The following is an 18937-nucleotide window of genomic DNA, read 5'->3' as shown; positions in this document are numbered from 1 at the left end:
ACGGCAAGCCGCCCCTCCGGGCGGCATTTTCCGTTATGGCTGCGCGAGACCGCGCCCTGCCGGCTACTCGCTGGAAAGCTGCTGGCGCGAAAAGGCGACGAGCATGAGGGTCCCAAGCACCGCCAGCCAGCCGGCCAGCATGGCAAGGCCGAGCAGGCCTGCCTCGACAGAAGCCTGCGAGAACAGCCAGTCACGCAGCGCCTGCGCGCCATAGGCCGGCAGCGGAATGCCGTCGCTGTCCGAACCGAGATAGACCTGCAGCAGCGAACTGCCGATCGCAAGCAGGAAGGTGGGGATGACGGCCCCCATCAGCGAGCGTGTGGCGACGACAAGGACGAAGGCCAGCGCTGTCAGGACAGCCAGTTCGAGCAGCGCGATCGCAAACGCTGTCGCCAGCAAGGGGAGCGACGCCAGCCGCACGACGACGCCCGCAAGGCCCATACCATTGGCGATGGACAGCATGGCGTTCAGCACCATGTCGCCAAGCACGGCAACGGCCAGACCGGCTGAGATCGCCCCGAGGCAGAGGATGAACTTGGCGGCAAGAAGCCGGCCACGCGCGTGGCGCGGCACCAGCAGCCGCCAGGTGGCGAAGCGATATTCCAAGGAGAGCACGGAGGCCGTGCCGAAGGCATAGAGCAGATGGCCCATGGAATTGCCGGAAAGCCCCATGGCGTGCGCGGCCGAGAGAAACAGATCGACAGGCGCATCATTGTGGCGGCCGGTCCGCATGAGGACCAGCCCCTCCATCAAAAGCTTGAACAGGATGGACAGCAGCGGCACCGACAGGAAGCCCCAGAACAACAGCGAGGGCTGGCGCATCAGCTTCAGCCATTCACCGGAGAGAAGCCCTCTCATGGCCCAACCTCCCGCGTCTGCGACAGAAAGACAGTTTCGAGGTCCGGCTTCACCCATTTGGCCTCGTGGATACGGATGCCGGCAACCGCCAGGGTCCGGATGAGGTCCGGCACCTCCGCCTCCTCCACTCGCACGAAGAGGCCCCCCTCACCCGGTTCGCCGCGCCCGGCAAGGGCGTGCATCACGCGCTCCGGCTCGTCCACCTTCAGCCAGAAGCGGCCCTGCCGGTCGAGAAGCTCGGCCACCGCGCCTTCGGCGGCAAGGCGGCCACGGCGAAGAATGGCGACGCGATCGCAGACGCGCTCCACCTCGTCCAGCAGATGGCTGGACAAAAGGACTGTGATGCCCTCGCGCCGGGCGAGATCCAGAAGCAGCGCGCGCATCTCCAGAATGCCGTCGGGATCGAGCCCGTTGGTCGGCTCGTCGAGGATCACGGCCTCCGGCTGAGAGACGAGAGCACAGGCGATGCCGAGCCGCTGCTTCATGCCAAGCGAAAAACCGGACACCTTCTTGTCGGCTGCCCGGACGAGATCGACGCGCGAAAGGACCGGCGCGACCCGATCTACCGTGCCCGCCTGCCGGGCAAACATCTCCAGATGTTCGCGGGCGGTCAGGAAGGGATAGAAGGAGGGTGACTCGATCAGCATGCCGATGCGGCGCCGGCTTTGCGGACCTGCCTCTTCGCCAAACAGGGAAACCCCACCGCGATCCGGCCGCACCAGGCCAGCGATGATGCGTAAAAGGGTGCTCTTGCCTGCGCCGTTCGGCCCGAGCAGGCCATAGACACAGCCCCTGGGAATGGAAAGCGTCAGATCGTCCAGCGCCTTGATGCTCGCGGCACCGAAGCCGAAAGCCTTGCCGATGGATTTCACCTCGATCGCCGGCTCTTGTCCCTCAGCCACCGCCATGGTCCACCTGCTCTTCGCCTCGATAGCCGGTGATCCACGGCAAGCGCGGCTTTTGTGTGGTCGCGGACGCCCAATCCGGAAACGACTGGATCCGCCGGAGAGGTCTCCGGCGGATCCAGGAAAACGGTCTTGAAAAGGATTACTGGCCCTGTGGCGGCGAGAGCGCGGCCCAGCCGCGGATCGCCTCGTCGAAGGCCTTGATGCCTTCCGGTCCCTTCTGCAGCGTCAGCAGCGCACGGCGTCCTGTTCCATAGATGATCGGCACGTCCAGCCAGTTGCGCGACTTGAGCAGGTCCATGTTGCGGGCGCGGGCATCCGGGAAATCGTTGAGCGCGATCATGTGGAAGTCCGGCGTGATCTTGGCCGGCACGGCCACCAGCGGATCGCCACGGTCCTGCTCGCTCTGCTTCATCGAGATGCGCTGCACGCTTTCGATCGAGCCGCCTTCGAAATTCGGCGGCAAGGAGAAGACGAACTCCACAAGATGGCTGGCCGGCAGCGAAGGATCGGTGTTGCGCTTGAAGGTCAGCAGCGCCGTCATGCCCCGCTCGGGCACGCTGATGCGACCCTGCACGACCGGCTGCGGCTTGCCGTCGTCGCCGGTCTCGTTCTGCAGCGACCAGGTCACGGTGCCGGCGATCGAGGTCAGCGAGGACTGGCCGATCTTTTCCTCGTAGAGGAAGATCTTCTCGCCGGCTGCGGCGGGCGTTGCTGCCGGCGGCGTGCCAGCTGCCGGTGCGGCGGGCGCTGCCGGGTTTGCAGGCGCAGACGGTGCGGCTGCGCCTGCGGCGGGTGCATCGGCACCAGCGGCCGGCGGGCTCGCCTGCGCAATCGACTGGCCTGGCGCCCCGACGGACGGACCGCCCGGGCCCGTATCCACTTCCGTGCCGTTGGCGAGAAGCCGCTGGGTGAACTTCGTCGGACCGGCATTCGCACTGGCGGCCGGCGCATTGGCCGGTGCCGGGGTCGCGCCGTTGCCGGCGGCCGGTGCGGCGGCCGTCGTTGCGCCCTGCGTGGCAGCAGGCGTCTTGGCCGGTTCGACCGGAGGCTGGATGGCGCCACCGGTGACATTCTCGACCAGTTCGTCGAGTGTGGTGCGGTTCTTCCACACCGCAAATCCGCCGCCGGCCGCCAGGCAGAGCCCCACCACGGCAAGCAGGATCTTGCCATAGCTGCGCTTCGGCTTCGGCTGCACCCGGTAGGGGCGCGTCGGCATGGTCATGCCGGCCAGGTCTTCTTCATCCGGCGGCCCATCGGCAGCGCGGGCAGCCTTCGCCTCGCCATCGCGGTCATAGCCGATCAACTGCTCCAGATCATTCCAGGGATCGCCGGCGGCCGCAGCCGCCGGAGCAGCCGGCTTCGGTTCCACCTTGGCCTTGGCCTGTGCATTGAGCGGCTGAAGATAGGTCGCCAGGGGATCATGCGGCTCCGGCTCGGCCGCGCCCCTGGCTTTGGTCGCCGCAGTGGCAGGGAAATCCGGGAAGCCGGTCACCGCCGGCATTTCCACATGCGCTTCGGCACGGGCGGGCTCGTCGAAATGGGCCTCGAACAGTTCGGCCGCTTCGCGGTCATCAAGACCTGCCGCGCGCGCCGGCGTTTCGACGGAAGCAGCGGTCACGCTTTCCCAGTTCTGGTCCTGTTTCCAGCTTGTATCTTCCGGCCAATGCGAGGTCGCGGCAGACTGCGCGTGATCGTCTGCGCCTGCATCATGGGCAGGCAAATCCTGATGCGCGGAGGCATGCCAGGCATGATCGGCAGGCAACGCCTCCGCATGGCTTGTGGCTGCCACCTCGGGCTCGTCGGAGCCAAACGGCTCCTCGGCAATGCTCGGCGCAGTCGACGGCGCGTCGGGCCAGACCGGCGTTGCCAGCGAGCGCGGACGCTGCGGGCCATCATAGACAGGATAGACAGGCTCCGGACGTTCCGGCATCGCCAGCGGCGGTTCCGGCATCCGCGACGCATCGGCTCGCGCAAAGGGCGCGTAGGCCGGTTCGTCATCGGCAAAGGGGTCGCCCGATACGGTGGACACCGGCTGGCCGAACGGCGTGTCGCGACCATCGGGGCCAGAGAACTGCGCTGGAGCCGGTGCCAGGTCGTCGTGTTCAGGCTCGAACCCACGCGATGGCTCTTCAGCCACCTCGGCCGGCGGCGCATAATCCACCGAAACGGCTTCGGATGCATCGGCATAGGCCGGAGAATAGGACGGCTCCTCCGGCTCGACCCGGACAGGCTCGACCCGGACAGGCGCGGCCCATACGGGCTCCTCGTGGCGCGCCTCCCCGAAGACAGCCTGCGAAACGGGCGCCTCTGGCTCCGGCCGCACGGGCGCAGTCTCGGCCTCATCGGCATAGGCGCGATCGTACCCGGCAGCGGAAGACTCCTCCCGCGCATCGTGGACGGGCGCATCGTAGGCGGTCGGCTCCACGTGCTGCGGGGCAGAATAGGCATCCTGCTCTGCCGGTGCAAAATCCCGCTGCGGTTCGGCGTCAGGCGCGGCGACCGGATCGACATGGGCGGATGGCGCAGGCGCGGCATAGACCGGCTCATGCTGCTGCTCTGGCTCGACAGCCGTCTGGGGCTGCGCGGGAAAGGCAAGCGCAGCGGGCGCTGGCTCGTCCAGGGCAGGCAAGGCTTCCGCATGTTCGGCCTCGACCTCCCGGATCGCGGCCTCCAGCTTTTCCATCTGGCGACGCAGCATGTCATCCGTCGGGCGCGGCTTCATGTTCTCCAGCTGCCGCTGGACGGCGCCGCGTGCCTTTTCGTAAACCCGGATGCGCATCTCGGGTGTATTGTTCGCCAGCCCGTCCACGGCCCGGCGAATAACCGCTACAAAATCAGCCATTGATACTTTCTCTTGATCACCGGCTCGACGGCCGAGTGAAAAGGTAGATAGCGCTGAACCTTAGTCTTCAAACGGGTCGGTCACAAGTATGGTGTCGTCCCGCTCCGGGCTGGTGGACAACAGCGCCACCGGGGCCCCGATCAGCTCTTCCACCTGACGCACATACTTGATTGCCTGCGCCGGCAGATCCGCCCATTTGCGGGCGCCGACGGTCGATTCCTTCCAGCCTTCCAGCGTGATGTAGATCGGCTCGACGCGGGCCTGCGCAGCCTGCGCGGCCGGCAGATAGTCGATTTCCTGGCCGTCCAGCCTGTAGCCGACGCAGATCTTCAGCTCGTCGAGACCATCGAGAACGTCGAGCTTGGTGAGCGCGATGCCGGTGATGCCGTTGGTGGCGACCGACTGGCGCACGAGCGCCGCGTCGAACCAGCCGCAGCGGCGCTTGCGGCCCGTCACGGTGCCGAATTCATGGCCCTTTTCGCCGAGGAACTGGCCGATCTCGTCCTTCAGCTCGGTCGGGAACGGGCCCTCGCCGACGCGGGTCGTGTAGGCCTTGGTGATGCCGAGGATATAGCCGAGCGCGCCCGGGCCCATGCCGGAGCCAGCGGCCGCCTGACCGGCCACCGTGTTGGACGAAGTGACGAAGGGATAGGTGCCATGGTCGATGTCAAGCAGCGAGCCCTGCGCGCCCTCGAACAGAATGCGCGCGCCCTTGCGGCGCTCCTTGTCCAGCATGTTCCACACCGAATCCATGAAGGGCAGCACCTGGTCGGCGATGGAGGTCAGCTCCTCCATGATCGTCTTGTGCTCCACTTCGGCGGCACCGAAGCCGCGGCGCAGCGCGTTGTGATGGGTGAGGATCCGCTCGACCTTGCCTTCCAGCGCGTCGAGATCGGCGAGATCCATGACGCGGATCGCACGGCGGCCGACCTTGTCCTCATAGGCCGGGCCGATGCCGCGGCGGGTGGTGCCGATCTTGGTGCCGCTGTTGGTGGCAGCATCTTCGCGCATGCCGTCCAGTTCGCGGTGCAGGGAGAGAATCAGCGTGGCATTTTCGGCGATGCGCAGATTGGCCGGGGTCACTTCGACGCCCTGCACCTTCAGGCGGCCGATTTCGGCGATCAGCGCATGCGGATCGACGACAACGCCATTGCCGATCACGGCCATCTTGCCCGGACGCACGACGCCAGACGGCAGAAGCGAGAGCTTGTAGCTCACGCCATCGATGACCAGGGTGTGGCCCGCATTGTGACCGCCCTGGAAGCGCACCACGATATCGGCGCGCTCGGAGAGCCAATCGACAATCTTGCCCTTGCCCTCGTCACCCCATTGCGAACCGACTACCACGACATTCGTCATATCTTAGCTTTCCTGCTCCGTCGCGAGGCCTCTGGCACCCGCCCAAACCGGCGCATCTATACTGTGTCATTTACGGGAATGCGACCCGTTTGTGACCTTTTCGCCCGTTTTTGCGTGACAGGCCCGCACATCAGCGTTTATTGCGGCAACAAAACGACCGGAAGGCACCGATCTTTCGCGTCAGGTCCGGGAGGGACGCCTTGCATATCAAAGCCTATGCCTACCTCATCGTCGCGACGCTCTGCTGGGGCGGCAATGCCGTGGTGGGCAAGCTCGCCGTCGGACATGTGAGCCCGATGATGCTGACGATGTGGCGCTGGGCGCTGGCCTCAGCCATCATTTTCGCCATCTCGCTGCCGCAACTGAAGCGCGACTGGCCGGTGGCCAAGAGGCATCTGCCGGTGCTGATCTTCCTCGGCGCGGTGGGCTATACCACCTTCAACGTGCTGCTTTACAGCGCCGTGCACTACACCACCGCGATCAACGTCACGATCGAGCAGGCCGGCATTCCCTTTCTGATCTTCCTCGCCAATTTCATCCTGTTTCGCATCCGTGTCTCGCTAGCGCAGGTTCTTGGCTTTTCTCTGACGCTGGTCGGCGTGGCGCTGACAGCCTCGCATGGCGACCTGAAGACGCTTCTTTCGCTCTCCGTCAATTTCGGCGACGGGCTGATGCTGATCGCGGTCGCGGCCTATGCCGCCTATACGATTGCGCTGCGCTGGCGGCCGCAGGTGGACTGGCGCACGCTGATGGCGATCCCGGCCCTGGCAGCGCTTGTCTGCACGCTGCCGCTGGTCGCCTGGGAACATGCGCGCAACACGATGATGTGGCCGGATGCACCGGGATGGATCGCAGTGCTCTACACAGCCGTCTTTGCTTCCCTGGTGGCGCAGATCTTTTATGTGCAGGGCATCATCCATATCGGTGCCAACCGCGCCGGCCTGTTCATCAACCTGGTGCCGGTCTTCGGAACACTGTTGTCGGTGGTGATCATCGGAGAGGAACTGCACCTCTTCCACGTGGTGGCGCTGGTGCTGGCGCTCGGCGGCATCGCCCTTGCCGAACGCGGAAAACCGGCGGAACGATAATCCCGCCGGTTGCTGGGTTTGACAGGCCGCGGCGGCTCAGGCGCCGGGCATGCGGTTGTCCAGAACCATGGTGCCGTTCTCGCTGTCGAGCACCAGAACCCGTTGCATGAAGCCATCGGCGTCCATGAGATAGCCGATGCGAAGGCTGTCTTTGGGCGCACCACGGCGAATCATCTCGTCCTGCTTGATGCGGGCGCAATCGCTGCAGAGGCCGGCAGGCGCGCGATCCCCGGCAAAGCCGTCGAAATAGGAATCCAGCGCGCCAAAACTTTCGTTGACGGCGATGTTGAGGCTCTGCACCGCGGCATAATCCGTCTCGTAGGGTTTTGGCGCGGGCTTGACCGAGGCGACCGCCGCCTGCGGCATCACCCCATGAAAGGCGGAGCGTGCCAGGCCACCCGGCCCTGCGGCCTCGGCCATGCCGGCGATGGAAACGGTCAGTCCCAGGATCGCTGCAGTCAGGAAAGAGGTCTTCATCATGGTCGCCCTGTCGTGTCGAACGGCGTTCTCACCGTTTCGTTTCGGTTCAACGACCCTTGTCTTCCGGGTCGCCCGGAGCCTCTGCTCCAGCCATGGCACAGCTATAATCCCTTTCTTTTTGAAGGGCGTTTAAGCGGATGGCCGCAATTTTAGCGAAACCCGATTTTTTCCCGAATCGAGAATGAGCACAGGCGGCAGTCTGAAAGCGCGCGCAAAAAGGCAACGAGCCGCACGGAATTTGGCGCTTTTCGCATGCGCTCAGATTGGCTTATCGAGGGAGGGTCGCAGAAGGAGAACAGCCATGGGTGAGGCAAAGCGCAAGCCGTTTTACTGGAACGAACTCAACACGCATGATTTTGCAGCCCTTGCGCCGGACACGACGATCGCGGTGCTGCCGATCGCCTCCACCGAGCAGCACGGACCACATCTGCCGATCGCCACCGACGTTGCCATCGCCAACGGCATGCTGGCGGAATTGCAGCGGCAATTGCCTGAGGATCTCGACATCCTGGTGCTGCCCACCCAGGAAATCGGCAAGGCGAACGAACACATCTATGGCCCCGGCACGCTCTCGCTCGGCGCCGACATCCTCATCCCTGCCTGGACGGCGATCGGCGGCAAGGTGGCGGAAGCGGGCCTGCGCAAGATGGTGATCGTCAATTCGCATGGCGGCAATCTCGATATCATGAACATCGTGGCGCGCGAGATCCGCGTGCGGTTCGGCATGGCGGTCGTTGCCACCCAATGGGCGCGCTTCGGCCATCCCGATGGCATGATCAGCGCGCACGAACAGGCCTTCGGCATCCATGGCGGCGAAGTGGAAACATCGCTGATGCTGCATTTCCGCCCCGAGCTGGTGCGGATGGACAAGGCCGAGGATTTCCGCTCGCGGGCGGAGGAGATGAAGGCGCAGTCCCGCTTCCTGCAGCCGCTGCCCCCGCATTCGCTCGCCTGGATCGCCCACGATCTCAACCCGCATGGCGTGGTCGGCAATGCGAGTGCCGGCACCGCCGAAAAGGGGGCCGCCATCTGCCGCCATCAGGTGGCGGGCTTCATCGAACTGCTGCGCGATCTCGAACGCTATCCGCTGTCCAATCTCTACAGCCGCTGACAGCCGCAGGCCTCAGCGCGTCTGCTCGTCCCGCAGGCCTGCCGCGCCGCCCGCCTGGCGCGGCACATGGCCCTTCGCCTCCAGTTCGGCGACCTGCTGGCCAAGCTCGGCCAGCAGGAATTCGATGAACAGGCTCGCCGCCGCATCGAGCGTCGCCCGCGCCCGGGTAAAAATCTTCATCGGCTGGTGCCGGCGACAGGATTCCGACAGAGGCCGGAACACCAGTTCGCCGCGCCGGCATTCGCCCAGCACATCGAGCGGGTTGAGGAAGGTGAGGCCTGTCCCGCGCTTGACCAGATGGCGCAGCGTTTCCGGCGCGCCGGTTTCCACCACGGGCTCCACCGGCACCGGCAGCGGCGCCAGGATGAGGTTGATCATGGTGCGCAGGCTCATGCCGGGCTGGGCGAGCACCAGCGGCTCCTGCACCACCTTGGCAAGATCGATCGGCCCTTCATCCTGCGCCAGCCGATGATCGGGCGGCAGCACGACGCCGATCGGAATATCGAAGCTTGCCAGCGTCCGGAGGCCCGGCGTCGCCGGAATGTTGAAGCCGATGCCGATCTCCACCTCGCCCGACAGCACCGGATTGGCGGTGGTGGTGGCGCCGTCTATGGCAAGCTGGATGCGGATGCGCGGATGCCGCTCCACGAAGCGCGCCACGATCTCCGGCATCGGCCCTGCGGCCAGACCGACCGTCGACACCATCGAGACGCGGCCGGCCTGCGGCATCTTCAGGCCGCGCACCCGGGTTTCCAGCTTGTCATAAGCCTTCAGCACCTCGCGAATATGCTCGATACACAATTCGCCCGCAGCCGTCAGGCGCAGGCCGCGCGGCATGCGCTCGAAGATCGGCACGCCGAGTTCCTCCTCCAGCGCCAGAATCTGGCGGTTGATGGCAGAGGAGGCGACATTCAGCCGAGCCGCCGCCTTGCGGATGGAGCCGCAGCGGGCAATTTCATCGATATACTGGAGCTTGCGGGAGTGCAGCATCGGAAGTCCATTGCTTAAATTTTGTCCATGGCGCACACTTTATGCAAGCCTGCAGCCAGCGCTGCCTGAAAGGCATCAATCCGTGCGAATTTTGATGCTTTTCAAAGCGCGAAAGCAATGGCTGAAATGGAAAAAAGGATGGCGCAGGGACGCGCCACACCACAACAAGGGAACGGTCGGATGGAACAGCTGCGAAAGACACACGCATATCTGGCAGGCCTGGCGCTTGCCTTCGGCCTTGCCGCCGCCGGGTCGGCACATGCGCTGGATGAGGTTTCCTATGGCACCAACTGGCTGGCCCAGGCGGAGCATGGCGGCTTCTATCAGGCGGTTGCCGACGGCACCTACGAAAAATACGGCCTGAAGGTGAAGATCGTGCAGGGCGGCCCGAACGCCGCCAACCGTGCGCTGCTGATTGCCGGCAAGGTGGATTTCTACATGGGCGGGCCGCTGGGTGACATGGACGCCGTCAAGGAAGGCATTCCGATGGTGTCGGTCGCCTCCATCTTCCAGAAGGACCCGCAGGTTCTGCTCGCCCATCCCGGTGTCGGCGTCGACAAGTTCGAGGATCTGGCCAAGCTCGACACCATCTTCATGGGCAAGGACGGCTACGTCACCTACTTCGAATGGATGAAGAAGAACTTCAAGGGTTTTCGCGAGAACCAGTACAAGCCCTACACCTTCAACCCGGCGCCGTTCATCGCCGACAAGAAGTCCGCGCAGCAGGGCTACCTGACCTCCGAGCCCTATGAGATCGAAAAGCAGGCCGGCTGGGCACCGAAGGTCTTCCTGCTCGCCGATGCCGGCTACAGCCCCTATTCCACGATGATCACCACCACGCAGGGCATGATCGACAAGAAGCCGGATGTGGTGCAGCGCTTCGTCGATGCCTCGATCGAGGGCTGGTACAATTACATCTACGGCGACAATAAGAAGGCGAATGACCTGATCAAGAAGGACAATCCGGAAATGACGGATGGTCAGATCGCCTATTCCATCGCCAAGATGAAGGAATACGGCATCCTGGAATCCGGCGATGCGCTGACCAAAGGCATCGGCTGCATGACGGACGCCCGCTACAAGCAGTTCTTCGATGAAATGGTCTCGATCGGCGTCGAGCCGAAGGACCTCGACTACAAGAAGGCCTACACCACCAAGTTCGTCTGCAAGGGCGTGGGCATGGCGCTGAAGAAGTAAGGGGATCGGTATCGCTCGGCGGTGCGCAATGACCTCCTCTGTCCGGCAGGACAGAGGAGGTGAGACGCCCTTACCTTCCGGAAGAACAGCGAAGGCCCGCCCTTTGATCGCGTGACGGAATGACAGATTTGCAATCGCTCGACATACCGCCCGGCTCCTCCCACAAGCGTCCGCTGGTGGTGATGCGCAACGTTTCCAAGAGCTTTTCCAGCGGCACGCTGGCGCTCTCCGACATGTCGCTGACCGTCGAGGGCGGCGAATTCGTTAGCCTGCTCGGGCCGTCTGGCTGCGGCAAATCAACGGCGCTCAGGATCATCGCGGGCCTCGGCGACACGACGACCGGCACCATCGACTGGCCGGCCTCGCGCATCAATGCCAGGGGACTGCCGGAAGGCGATATCTCCTTCGTCTTCCAGGAACCGACCCTGATGCCGTGGCAGACGGTGTTCGGCAATGTCTACCTGCCGCTGCGCCTGCGTGGGGTTTCGAGGGCCCATGCTGCCGATGCCATCATGACGGCACTGGACACCGTCGGCCTCAAGGATTTCGCGAAGGCCTATCCGCGCGAACTGTCCGGCGGAATGAAGATGCGCGTCTCGATCGCCCGCGCTCTGGTGACGAAGCCGAAGCTGCTGTTGATGGACGAGCCCTTTGCCGCGCTCGACGAAATCACCCGTCAGAAGCTGAACGATGACGTGCTTAAGCTGTGGCGGGATACCGGCATCACGGTCATCTTCGTCACCCACTCCGTGTTCGAGAGCGCCTATCTGGCGAACCGCATCGTGGTGATGAAAGCAAGGCCCGGCCGCGTGCATGCGGATTTTCCGTTGCAGACCAGCCTCGAACGGGGGCCGCTCTACCGTGCCTCGGAAGACTATCGCGCGGCCTGCGAAAAGGTGTCGGCCGCCCTCCTCGACGCCATGGGCGGCGAAACCATGGAGATGCACTGATGAGCACGGCCTCTCCCGTCCCGACCGCCGCTTCCGCCGCGAAAAACCGCGAAACGCTGCTGCGTATCCTGATCCCGATCCTTGTCGTCGTGGCGCTGGTGCTCCTCTGGCAGGTGCTGGTGACCGCAACCGGCGTGCCGCAATATATCCTCCCCGGCCCCGGCGCCGTGGCGCAGTCCCTCGTCAAGGACTGGGGCACGCTCGCACCGGCGCTGTGGGTGACGACGCAGATCACCATGGCCGCCCTTGGCCTGGCGCTCATCGGCGGCGTCGGGATTGCCATCTTCCTCATCCAGTCGAAATGGATCGAGACGGCCTTCTATCCGATCGCGGTGATCCTGCAGGTCACGCCGATCGTGGCGATCGCGCCGCTGATCCTCATCTATGCGCCAACCACGCAGGTTGCCCTCCTCATCTGCGCCTTCCTCGTCGCCTTCTTCCCCATTCTCTCCAACATGGTGCAGGGGTTGAAGAGCGTCGACCACAACCTCTTGAACCTGTTCGACCTTTACGGCGCCTCCCGCTGGCAGACGCTGATCTATCTGAAGCTGCCGGCCTCCCTGCCCTACTTCATGACGGGGCTCAGGATCGGCGGCGGACTGTCGCTGATTGCCGCCGTGGTCGCGGAATTTGCCGCCGGCTCCGCCGGTGCCGGATCCGGCCTCGCCTTCCGCCTGCTGGAAGCACAGTACCGATTGAACATCCCGCGCCTGTTTGCCGCCCTCGTGCTGCTCTCGGCGCTTGGCGTGGTGATCTTCGGCATCACCTCCTTCATTGCATGGCTTGGGCTGCACCGCTGGCACGAAAGCAGCGTCCGGAGAGAAAACTGATGGACTTCACCGATCTTCCGAAGGCTCCGCACTTCGTTCTTGCCAATGCCACCCTGCCCGCCATTGCCGTGGAAGGCTTTGCGGCGCCGGCCAAGGAAGGCCTCGTATCCGCCGATCTGGTGATTGCCAACGGCCGCGTCGATGCCATCCTGTCTCCCGGCACGGCGCCCGCCGCGCTGCCGCGCACCGATCTGCGCGACGGCATGGTCTGGCCCTGCTTCGTCGACATGCACACCCATCTCGACAAGGGCCATATCTGGGAGCGCCGCCGCAACCCGGACGGCACCTTCATGGGCGCGCTTGAAAATGTCGGCGCCGACCGCGCTGCCCGATGGACGGCGGAGGATGTGCGGGCGCGCATGGAATTCTCGCTGAAGACGGCCCATGCCCACGGCACCGGCCTGATACGCACGCATCTGGACAGCCTGCCGCCGCAGCACCGTATTTCCTTCGAGGTGTTTTCCGAAATCCGCGAGGACTGGAAGGGCCGGATCGCCCTGCAGGCCGTCTCGCTGCTGCCGCTCGACGCGGTGCTGGACGAGACTGTGTTCGGCGACATTGTCGCGGTGACGAAACGCCATGGCGGCCTGCTGGGCGGCGCGACCCGCATCCTGCCCGACTTCGAAAAGATCCTGGAAACGTTGTTCCGCGCCGCCAGCGACAACGGCCTCGACATCGACCTGCATGTGGACGAGACCGAGGACAAGCAGGTCCTGACGCTGAAGACCATTGCCGAGATCAAGCTGAAGACCGGCTTTGAGGGCGCAGTCACCGTCGGCCATTGCTGCTCGCTGGCGAGACAGGACGACGAGCTCGCCAAACGCACCATCGACCTCGTGGCGGAGGCCGGGCTTTCGGTCGTGTCGCTGCCGATGTGCAACATGTATCTGCAGGACCGCCATGCCGGGCGCACGCCGCGCTGGCGGGGGGTGACGCTGTTTCACGAACTGGCGGCGGCCGGCGTGAAGACCGCCGTCTCTTCCGACAACACGCGCGATCCCTTCTATGCCTATGGCGATCTCGATGCCGTGGAAGTGTTTCGCGAGGCGGTGCGCATCCTGCATCTCGACCACCCGCTGGATGAGGCCGCCCGCGTCGTCACCACCACGCCGGCCGACATTCTGGGCCGGTCGGATCTCGGCCGCATCCGCGCCGGTGCACCCGCCGATCTCGTGCTGTTTTCGGCGCGCCGCTGGAGCGAATTCCTTTCCCGTCCGCAGGCGGACCGCATCGTGATGCGGAATGGCATGGGCATCGACCGCCGCCTGCCGGATTACCGTGACCTTGACCCGATCATGAGCGAGTGACGACATGGCCGATTACGCGAAAATCAAGCAGGAACTCGATGGCATCGCGGTGGAGGACAATCCGGCGCTGGTGCGCCAGAAGAGCCGGGATTTCTACTGGTATTCGCCGATCCTGAAGGCCGAGCTGGACAATGTCACCGCCGATCTCGTCGTCTCGCCGAAATCGGAGGAAGAGGTCATCCGCACGCTGAAGGTCGCGTTTGCGCATGGCGTGCCGGTCACGCCCCGCGGCGCCGGCACCGGCAATTACGGCCAGGCCATGCCGCTGTCCGGCGGCATCGTGCTGAACCTCATCAACATGAACAAGGTCAAGGAAATCCATCCCGGCCGCGTGATCTGCGAACCCGGCATCATCATCGCCGAACTGGACAAGCAGACAAAGGCGCATTCCGGCCAGGAACTGCGCTTCCACCCGTCGACGGCCCAGACCGCCACCATCGGCGGCTTCATCGCCGGCGGCTCCGGCGGCGTCGGCTCCATCCACTGGGGCGGCCTTCGCGATCTCGGCAATATCCTGCGCCTGCGTGTCGTCACCATGGAGGCCGAGCCGCGCGTGCTGGAACTGACCGCCTGGGACCTGCAGAAGGTCAGCCACGCCTATGGCACCAATGGCATCATCACCGAGGTGGAAATGCCGCTGGCCCCGGCCTATGACTGGGTAGACGTGCTGGTCGGCTATGACGACTTCATGGATGCGGTGCGCTTTTCCGACGTGCTGGCCCACAAGAACGGGCTGCTGCTGAAGGAAATCGCACCGATCGCCGCCCCCATCCCTTACGACTATTTCCCGCGCCACAAACCCTTCATCCGCCATCGCGGCCAGTCGATCGTGGTGGTGATGGTGGCGCCCCATTCCATTGATGCATTTACGGCGCTGACAGAGCGCATGAAGGGCGAAATCCTGTTCCGCTCCGACAAGGTGGAGAGCATGAAGGGCATTCCGCATGCCTATGAACTTGCCTGGAACCACACGACGCTGCGCGCGCTGAAGGTCGATCCCACCTTCACCTATCTGCAGGTCCAGTATCCGAGCCCGGACCATGTGGCCAAGGTCGGCAAGATGGTGGAAATCTTCGGCGACGAAGTGCCCGGCCATCTCGAGTTCATCAAGTTCGACGGCAACATGCAATGCGCCGGCCTGCCCCTGGTGCGCTACACGACGAAGGAGCGGCTGGAGGAGATCATCAAGATCCACGAGGATCACGGCTGCCCGATCTTCAACCCGCACCGCTACACGCTGGAGGAAGGCGGCATGAAGCAGACCGACGAGGTGCAGCTTGCCTTCAAGAAGGAAACCGATCCGCAAGGGCTGCTGAACCCAGGCAAGATGATTGCCTGGGAGAACCCGAGCTTCGATTTCAAGGCGGGCAAGAACTATCTCTTTCCGGGTTTGCAGGCGTTTGCGGAAGCGGGGGAATAGGATCGCGACCGCCTTATCCGGGGGGATACCACAGGCACAACCATCTGAGAACACCACAGGAAAACCGCCAACCCATCCATTCCGAAGGTACTCCCGGCCGGCTCCGCCGGCCCATGCGTTCACGCACATGGCATCGTGTCTCTCTCGGCTGGGCGGCGAGGGAATGCGGTGCTGGGACAAACGGCGCGGAAGTTTTGACTTGAACCCCGATCGGGCCGGAAAGCGGCAGCCGGCGGGCAACAACTTGGAGCTTTTGACATGCGCGTACTCGTTCTGCATTCCCATCCCGTCGAGGAAAGCTACGGCAAGGCCCTGTTCCGCAAGACCTGCGAGAGCCTGGCGCGGGCCGGCCACGAGGTGGATGCCTGCGATCTTTATGCGGAAGGCTTCGATCCGGTCCTTTCCGCCGACGGGCGGCGCATCTATCACGATCATCCGGAAAACATGGCAGGACTGGAAAGCTATGTGGAACGGCTGAAAGCCGCGCGGGGCCTCGTGATCTGCACGCCGGTGTGGAATTTCGGCTTTCCCGCCATGCTGAAGGGCTATTTCGACCGGGTCTGGCTGCCGGGCGTGTCCTTCGCGCTTGAGGATGGCAAGCTGACGCCGACGCTGCGCCACATCGAGAAACTCGCCGCCGTCCTCACCTATGGCGGCACGCCGATGCGGGCCTTTCTGGTCGGCAACCCGCCGAAAAAGGTGATCACCCGCGTCATCCGCGCCCAGATCAAGATCGGCGCGCCGGTAAGATTTCTCGCGCATTACGACATGAACAACTGCACGCCGGAAACCCGCGCCGCCTTCCTCTCGAAGGTGGAACGGGAAATGGAGAATTTCTGACACTTTATCATTTAAACGTTTAATTAAATCTTTCCCGCTAGATCCGATGTAGGAACAAGAGGTCTAGCGATGCGTTATGCGTTCTTCATCGCCCTTCTGGTTCTTGCCGGTTGCGGCACGGCACCCAGCAGGATCGACAATATCTGCGCCATTTTCGCGCAGAAGGACGGGCTCTTCAACAATTGGGCGCGCGAGGCCAATACGGCATCGCAGCGTTACGGCGTGCCCGTGCCCGTGCTGATGGCGACAATCTACACCGAATCCGGTTTCCGCGCCCATGCACGCCCGCCGCGCACCATGCTGCTGGGCTTCATTCCCTGGACGCGCCCCTCCTCGGCCTATGGCTATGCTCAGGCACTGGACGGCACCTGGGAAACCTACAAGAACGAAACCGGCCGCTGGGGCGCAAGCCGCTCGGATTTCGGCGATGCCATCGATTTCGTCGGCTGGTATCATCGCAAGAGCCATGACCGCAACGGAATCGCCCTGACGGACGGCTATCGCCTCTACCTCGCCTATTATTCCGGCCATAACGGCTATGCGCGCGGCGATTTCTCCTCCGGCACCCGCGCTGCGGCGGAACGCTCCGCAAGCATAGCCAGCCGCTATGAAAACCAGTTGCGCGCCTGCGGCTATCGGTAACAATACCGCCCGCTCTTGCGCTGACGCAAAGACAGCACGCTCTCCGTCACACCATCGTCACCTCCGCATCGCAGCGTCTCACCAGCGATGCGGAGACCGATGATGCAAAACACAGCCACAGACCTGAACCAGCTTCCCACCCCTGAAACCGCAGAGGATGACGACCTCGGCGCACTCTTCGCCGACATGCTGTTCCTGCGCCAGTCGATCGCCAAGGAAACCGCGCCGCTCGTCGAGCAACTGGCAGCCGGGGCCGAGCTGCCGTTTGCCGACGAGGCGCGGCTTGCCAATCTGGCCGATTACCTGACGCTGCGGCGCCGCGACATCCGCCCGCTGCAGCGCCGCCTGATGCGCCTCGGCTTCTCCTCGCTCGGCCGGCTGGAAAGCCGCGTGCTGCCGACCTTCGATGCGACGCTGGCAAGCCTTGCCGCCGCAGCCGGTCGCCCGGCCCCCTTTGTCCGCCCGACGGAGGAAACCTTCTTCCGCGGCGAGGCGGATCTGGTGACGGCCACCGACGACCTGTTCGGCGAAGCCCCGGCAAATCGTCGCGGCCGCATCATGGTGACGCTGCCGAGCGAAGCGGCCGCCGATCCGGATCTCATCCTCGATCTCGTGCGCCGCGGCATGAACATTGCCCGCATCAACTGCGCCCATGACGACCGCGCCGCCTGGATGGCAATGACCGCCCATGTGCGGGCAGCCGGCGAAAAGCTCGGCGTGCCGGTGCGCGTGCTGATGGACATTGCCGGCCCGAAGATCCGCACCGAACAGATCATGCCCGAGAAGAAGGGCAAGCTGCAGGTCAACGATCTCTTCCGCCTTGTGGCAGACGGCGAGCCGGCGCTGACCGGCGGCGTCACCGCCTGCGCCTCCGTCTCGCTGCCGGAAATCGTCACCCGCCTCTCGGTCGGCGACCGGGTCCGCTATGACGACGGCAAGCTGGAAGGCGTGGTGGAAGCCCGCACGCTGACGGACGCGATCATCCGCGTGACCCACTGCAAGACCGGCGGCACCAAGCTGAAGCCGGAAAAGGGCCTGAACCTGCCCGACACGGCGCTTGGCCTTTCGCCGCTCACCACCAAGGACGAGGCGGATCTTTCGACCGTCGTCGAATGCGCGGACATGCTGGGCTATTCCTTCGTCAGCCGGCCGGAAGACATCGATCTGCTGGAGGCAGCGCTTGCCCGCAGCCTTCCGCGTGAGACACCGCTCGGGCTCGTCGCCAAGATCGAGCAGCCGGAGGCGGTGCGCAACCTGCCGGCCCTGATCGCCGCAGCCTTCCGCCACCAGCGCCCCTTCGGCGTGATGATTGCCCGCGGCGATCTCGCCGCCGAAATCGGCTTCGATCGCGTCGCGGAAATGCAGGAGGAGATCCTGTGGATCTGCGAGGCCGCCTCGGTGCCGACCATCTGGGCGACCCAGGTGCTGGAGGATCTGGTGAAGACCGGCCTTCCCTCGCGCGGCGAAATGACCGATGCGGCCATGGCCGCCCGCGCCGAATGCGTGATGCTGAACAAGGGGCCGGCCGTCAGCGAAGCCGTCTCGCTGCTCGATCATCTGCTCTCGCGCATGGACGGGCACATCTTCAAGAAGACGCCGATGCTGCGGGCGCTGAAAAGCTGGCAGGCGTGATATCTGCCGGGGGCTTCGGCGGTCGACGCCGGAGCCCGCTTCCGACCTTTACATCACCTTCGCCGCCGTCACCTCCACCTCGACCAGAAATTCCGGCCGGGTGAACCCGCCGACCACGATCAGCGTGGAGACAGGCTTCGGCTCCAGCGTGTAGCGGTCGCGCACGGCCATGTAGGGGGCGAAATCCTCGCGCTTCGTGACGAAAGCGGAAATGCGGATCACGTCCGCAAAGCTCATGCCGGCCTCCGCCAGAATGGCCTTGATCGCCTCGAAGCAGAGTTCCGCCTGGCCCGTCACGTCAGGCGGAATGGTGTCATCCGGCGCAATACCGAGCTGGCCGGAGGTGACCAGCAACTGGGCACCCGGCGGCACCAGAAGCCCGTGATTGTAATGACCGAAGGGTTTGCGAACGGAGGGTGGGTTGAAGACCTGCTTTTCCGACGACGCCATGCCGCCCTCTCCTGATTCTGTGGGTATCGAGGA

General features: G+C 64.4%; 17 protein-coding genes. 10 read left to right on the top strand and 7 right to left on the bottom strand.

Going from position 1 to position 18937, the window contains the following annotated elements; genetic code table 11:
* Positions 1-63: 63 nt before the first annotated feature.
* From F3H95_RS06815 to F3H95_RS06800, 4 genes are all read right to left on the bottom strand, one after another.
* Positions 64-858 (bottom strand): hypothetical protein, encoded by a 795-nt coding sequence (locus tag F3H95_RS06815; RefSeq protein WP_149745360.1) that lies wholly within the window; start codon positions 856-858, stop codon positions 64-66.
* Positions 855-1766, bottom strand: a complete 912-nt coding sequence (locus F3H95_RS06810) for an ABC transporter ATP-binding protein (RefSeq protein WP_149745359.1) — start codon at positions 1764-1766, stop codon at positions 855-857. Before F3H95_RS06810 ends, F3H95_RS06815 begins: the two co-directional genes overlap by 4 nt.
* A gap of 139 nt (positions 1767-1905) precedes the next feature.
* Positions 1906-4608: a hypothetical protein gene (locus tag F3H95_RS06805; RefSeq protein ID WP_149745358.1), complete on the bottom strand. Its 2703-nt coding sequence runs from the start codon at positions 4606-4608 to the stop codon at positions 1906-1908.
* A 60-nt stretch (positions 4609-4668) separates the two neighbouring features.
* Entirely contained in the window at positions 4669-5967 is a 1299-nt protein-coding gene (locus F3H95_RS06800; RefSeq protein ID WP_143126729.1) for an adenylosuccinate synthase, read from the bottom strand.
* Positions 5968-6167: 200 nt separating this feature from the next.
* Between F3H95_RS06800 and F3H95_RS06795 the strand changes: the two genes are divergently transcribed.
* A complete protein-coding gene (locus F3H95_RS06795; RefSeq protein ID WP_149745357.1) occupies positions 6168-7055 on the top strand; it encodes a DMT family transporter in 888 nt (295 codons plus the stop codon).
* A 36-nt stretch (positions 7056-7091) separates the two neighbouring features.
* On the opposite strand, the gene F3H95_RS06790 is transcribed toward F3H95_RS06795, so the two are convergent.
* Positions 7092-7535, bottom strand: a complete 444-nt coding sequence (locus F3H95_RS06790) for a transglutaminase-like cysteine peptidase (RefSeq protein ID WP_149745356.1) — start codon at positions 7533-7535, stop codon at positions 7092-7094.
* Between the two features lie 301 nt (positions 7536-7836).
* Between F3H95_RS06790 and F3H95_RS06785 the strand changes: the two genes are divergently transcribed.
* Positions 7837-8646 (top strand): creatininase family protein, encoded by an 810-nt coding sequence (locus F3H95_RS06785; protein ID WP_143126726.1) that lies wholly within the window; start codon positions 7837-7839, stop codon positions 8644-8646.
* A gap of 12 nt (positions 8647-8658) precedes the next feature.
* Here F3H95_RS06785 and F3H95_RS06780 read toward each other — a convergent pair whose 3' ends face one another.
* On the bottom strand, positions 8659-9636 hold the full coding sequence (locus F3H95_RS06780) for a LysR family transcriptional regulator (RefSeq protein ID WP_143126725.1): 978 nt from the start codon (positions 9634-9636) through the stop codon (positions 8659-8661).
* A 180-nt stretch (positions 9637-9816) separates the two neighbouring features.
* On the opposite strand from F3H95_RS06780, the gene F3H95_RS06775 reads away from it, so the two are divergent.
* The 8 genes from F3H95_RS06775 to F3H95_RS06740 all read left to right on the top strand — a co-directional run bounded on the left by F3H95_RS06775 (position 9817) and on the right by F3H95_RS06740 (position 18454).
* Positions 9817-10833, top strand: coding sequence for an ABC transporter substrate-binding protein (locus F3H95_RS06775; RefSeq protein WP_143126724.1), 1017 nt, complete (start codon positions 9817-9819; stop codon positions 10831-10833).
* Positions 10834-10952: 119 nt separating this feature from the next.
* Positions 10953-11783: an ABC transporter ATP-binding protein gene (locus F3H95_RS06770; protein WP_149745354.1), complete on the top strand. Its 831-nt coding sequence runs from the start codon at positions 10953-10955 to the stop codon at positions 11781-11783.
* Positions 11783-12613, top strand: coding sequence for an ABC transporter permease (locus F3H95_RS06765; RefSeq protein WP_149745353.1), 831 nt, complete (start codon positions 11783-11785; stop codon positions 12611-12613). Before F3H95_RS06770 ends, F3H95_RS06765 begins: the two co-directional genes overlap by 1 nt.
* Positions 12613-13920: a cytosine deaminase gene (locus tag F3H95_RS06760; RefSeq protein ID WP_149745352.1), complete on the top strand. Its 1308-nt coding sequence runs from the start codon at positions 12613-12615 to the stop codon at positions 13918-13920. The genes F3H95_RS06765 and F3H95_RS06760 overlap by 1 nt, the downstream gene beginning before the upstream one ends.
* A 4-nt stretch (positions 13921-13924) precedes the next feature.
* Positions 13925-15340, top strand: coding sequence for an FAD-binding oxidoreductase (locus F3H95_RS06755; RefSeq protein ID WP_149745351.1), 1416 nt, complete (start codon positions 13925-13927; stop codon positions 15338-15340).
* A 258-nt stretch (positions 15341-15598) separates the two neighbouring features.
* On the top strand, positions 15599-16180 hold the full coding sequence (locus F3H95_RS06750) for an NAD(P)H-dependent oxidoreductase (protein ID WP_149745350.1): 582 nt from the start codon (positions 15599-15601) through the stop codon (positions 16178-16180).
* 69 nt (positions 16181-16249) lie between these two features.
* Positions 16250-16822, top strand: coding sequence for a transglycosylase SLT domain-containing protein (locus F3H95_RS06745; RefSeq protein ID WP_143127326.1), 573 nt, complete (start codon positions 16250-16252; stop codon positions 16820-16822).
* Positions 16823-16924: 102 nt separating this feature from the next.
* Positions 16925-18454 (top strand): pyruvate kinase, encoded by a 1530-nt coding sequence (locus F3H95_RS06740; protein ID WP_149745349.1) that lies wholly within the window; start codon positions 16925-16927, stop codon positions 18452-18454.
* Between the two features lie 48 nt (positions 18455-18502).
* Here F3H95_RS06740 and F3H95_RS06735 read toward each other — a convergent pair whose 3' ends face one another.
* A complete protein-coding gene (locus tag F3H95_RS06735; protein ID WP_149745348.1) occupies positions 18503-18904 on the bottom strand; it encodes a RidA family protein in 402 nt (133 codons plus the stop codon).
* Positions 18905-18937 lie beyond the last annotated feature (33 nt).

Source organism: Rhizobium sp. RU35A (assembly GCF_900156005.1).
GTDB classification, from domain to species: domain Bacteria; phylum Pseudomonadota; class Alphaproteobacteria; order Rhizobiales; family Rhizobiaceae; genus Neorhizobium; species Neorhizobium straminoryzae.
The sequence above is the reverse complement of the archived record's forward strand: the minus strand, read 5'-3'. Positions and strand labels throughout refer to the sequence as shown.

Coding starts and splice junctions, on each gene's coding strand:
- F3H95_RS06815 (WP_149745360.1), bottom strand. CDS start 858: ATGAGAGGGCTTCTCTCCGGTGAATGGCTGAAGCTGATGCGCCAGCCC.
- F3H95_RS06810 (WP_149745359.1), bottom strand. CDS start 1,766: ATGGCGGTGGCTGAGGGACAAGAGCCGGCGATCGAGGTGAAATCCATC.
- F3H95_RS06805 (WP_149745358.1), bottom strand. CDS start 4,608: ATGGCTGATTTTGTAGCGGTTATTCGCCGGGCCGTGGACGGGCTGGCG.
- F3H95_RS06800 (WP_143126729.1), bottom strand. CDS start 5,967: ATGACGAATGTCGTGGTAGTCGGTTCGCAATGGGGTGACGAGGGCAAG.
- F3H95_RS06790 (WP_149745356.1), bottom strand. CDS start 7,535: ATGATGAAGACCTCTTTCCTGACTGCAGCGATCCTGGGACTGACCGTT.
- F3H95_RS06785 (WP_143126726.1), top strand. CDS start 7,837: ATGGGTGAGGCAAAGCGCAAGCCGTTTTACTGGAACGAACTCAACACG.
- F3H95_RS06780 (WP_143126725.1), bottom strand. CDS start 9,636: ATGCTGCACTCCCGCAAGCTCCAGTATATCGATGAAATTGCCCGCTGC.
- F3H95_RS06775 (WP_143126724.1), top strand. CDS start 9,817: ATGGAACAGCTGCGAAAGACACACGCATATCTGGCAGGCCTGGCGCTT.
- F3H95_RS06770 (WP_149745354.1), top strand. CDS start 10,953: ATGACAGATTTGCAATCGCTCGACATACCGCCCGGCTCCTCCCACAAG.
- F3H95_RS06765 (WP_149745353.1), top strand. CDS start 11,783: ATGAGCACGGCCTCTCCCGTCCCGACCGCCGCTTCCGCCGCGAAAAAC.
- F3H95_RS06760 (WP_149745352.1), top strand. CDS start 12,613: ATGGACTTCACCGATCTTCCGAAGGCTCCGCACTTCGTTCTTGCCAAT.
- F3H95_RS06755 (WP_149745351.1), top strand. CDS start 13,925: ATGGCCGATTACGCGAAAATCAAGCAGGAACTCGATGGCATCGCGGTG.
- F3H95_RS06750 (WP_149745350.1), top strand. CDS start 15,599: ATGCGCGTACTCGTTCTGCATTCCCATCCCGTCGAGGAAAGCTACGGC.
- F3H95_RS06745 (WP_143127326.1), top strand. CDS start 16,250: ATGCGTTATGCGTTCTTCATCGCCCTTCTGGTTCTTGCCGGTTGCGGC.
- F3H95_RS06740 (WP_149745349.1), top strand. CDS start 16,925: ATGCAAAACACAGCCACAGACCTGAACCAGCTTCCCACCCCTGAAACC.
- F3H95_RS06735 (WP_149745348.1), bottom strand. CDS start 18,904: ATGGCGTCGTCGGAAAAGCAGGTCTTCAACCCACCCTCCGTTCGCAAA.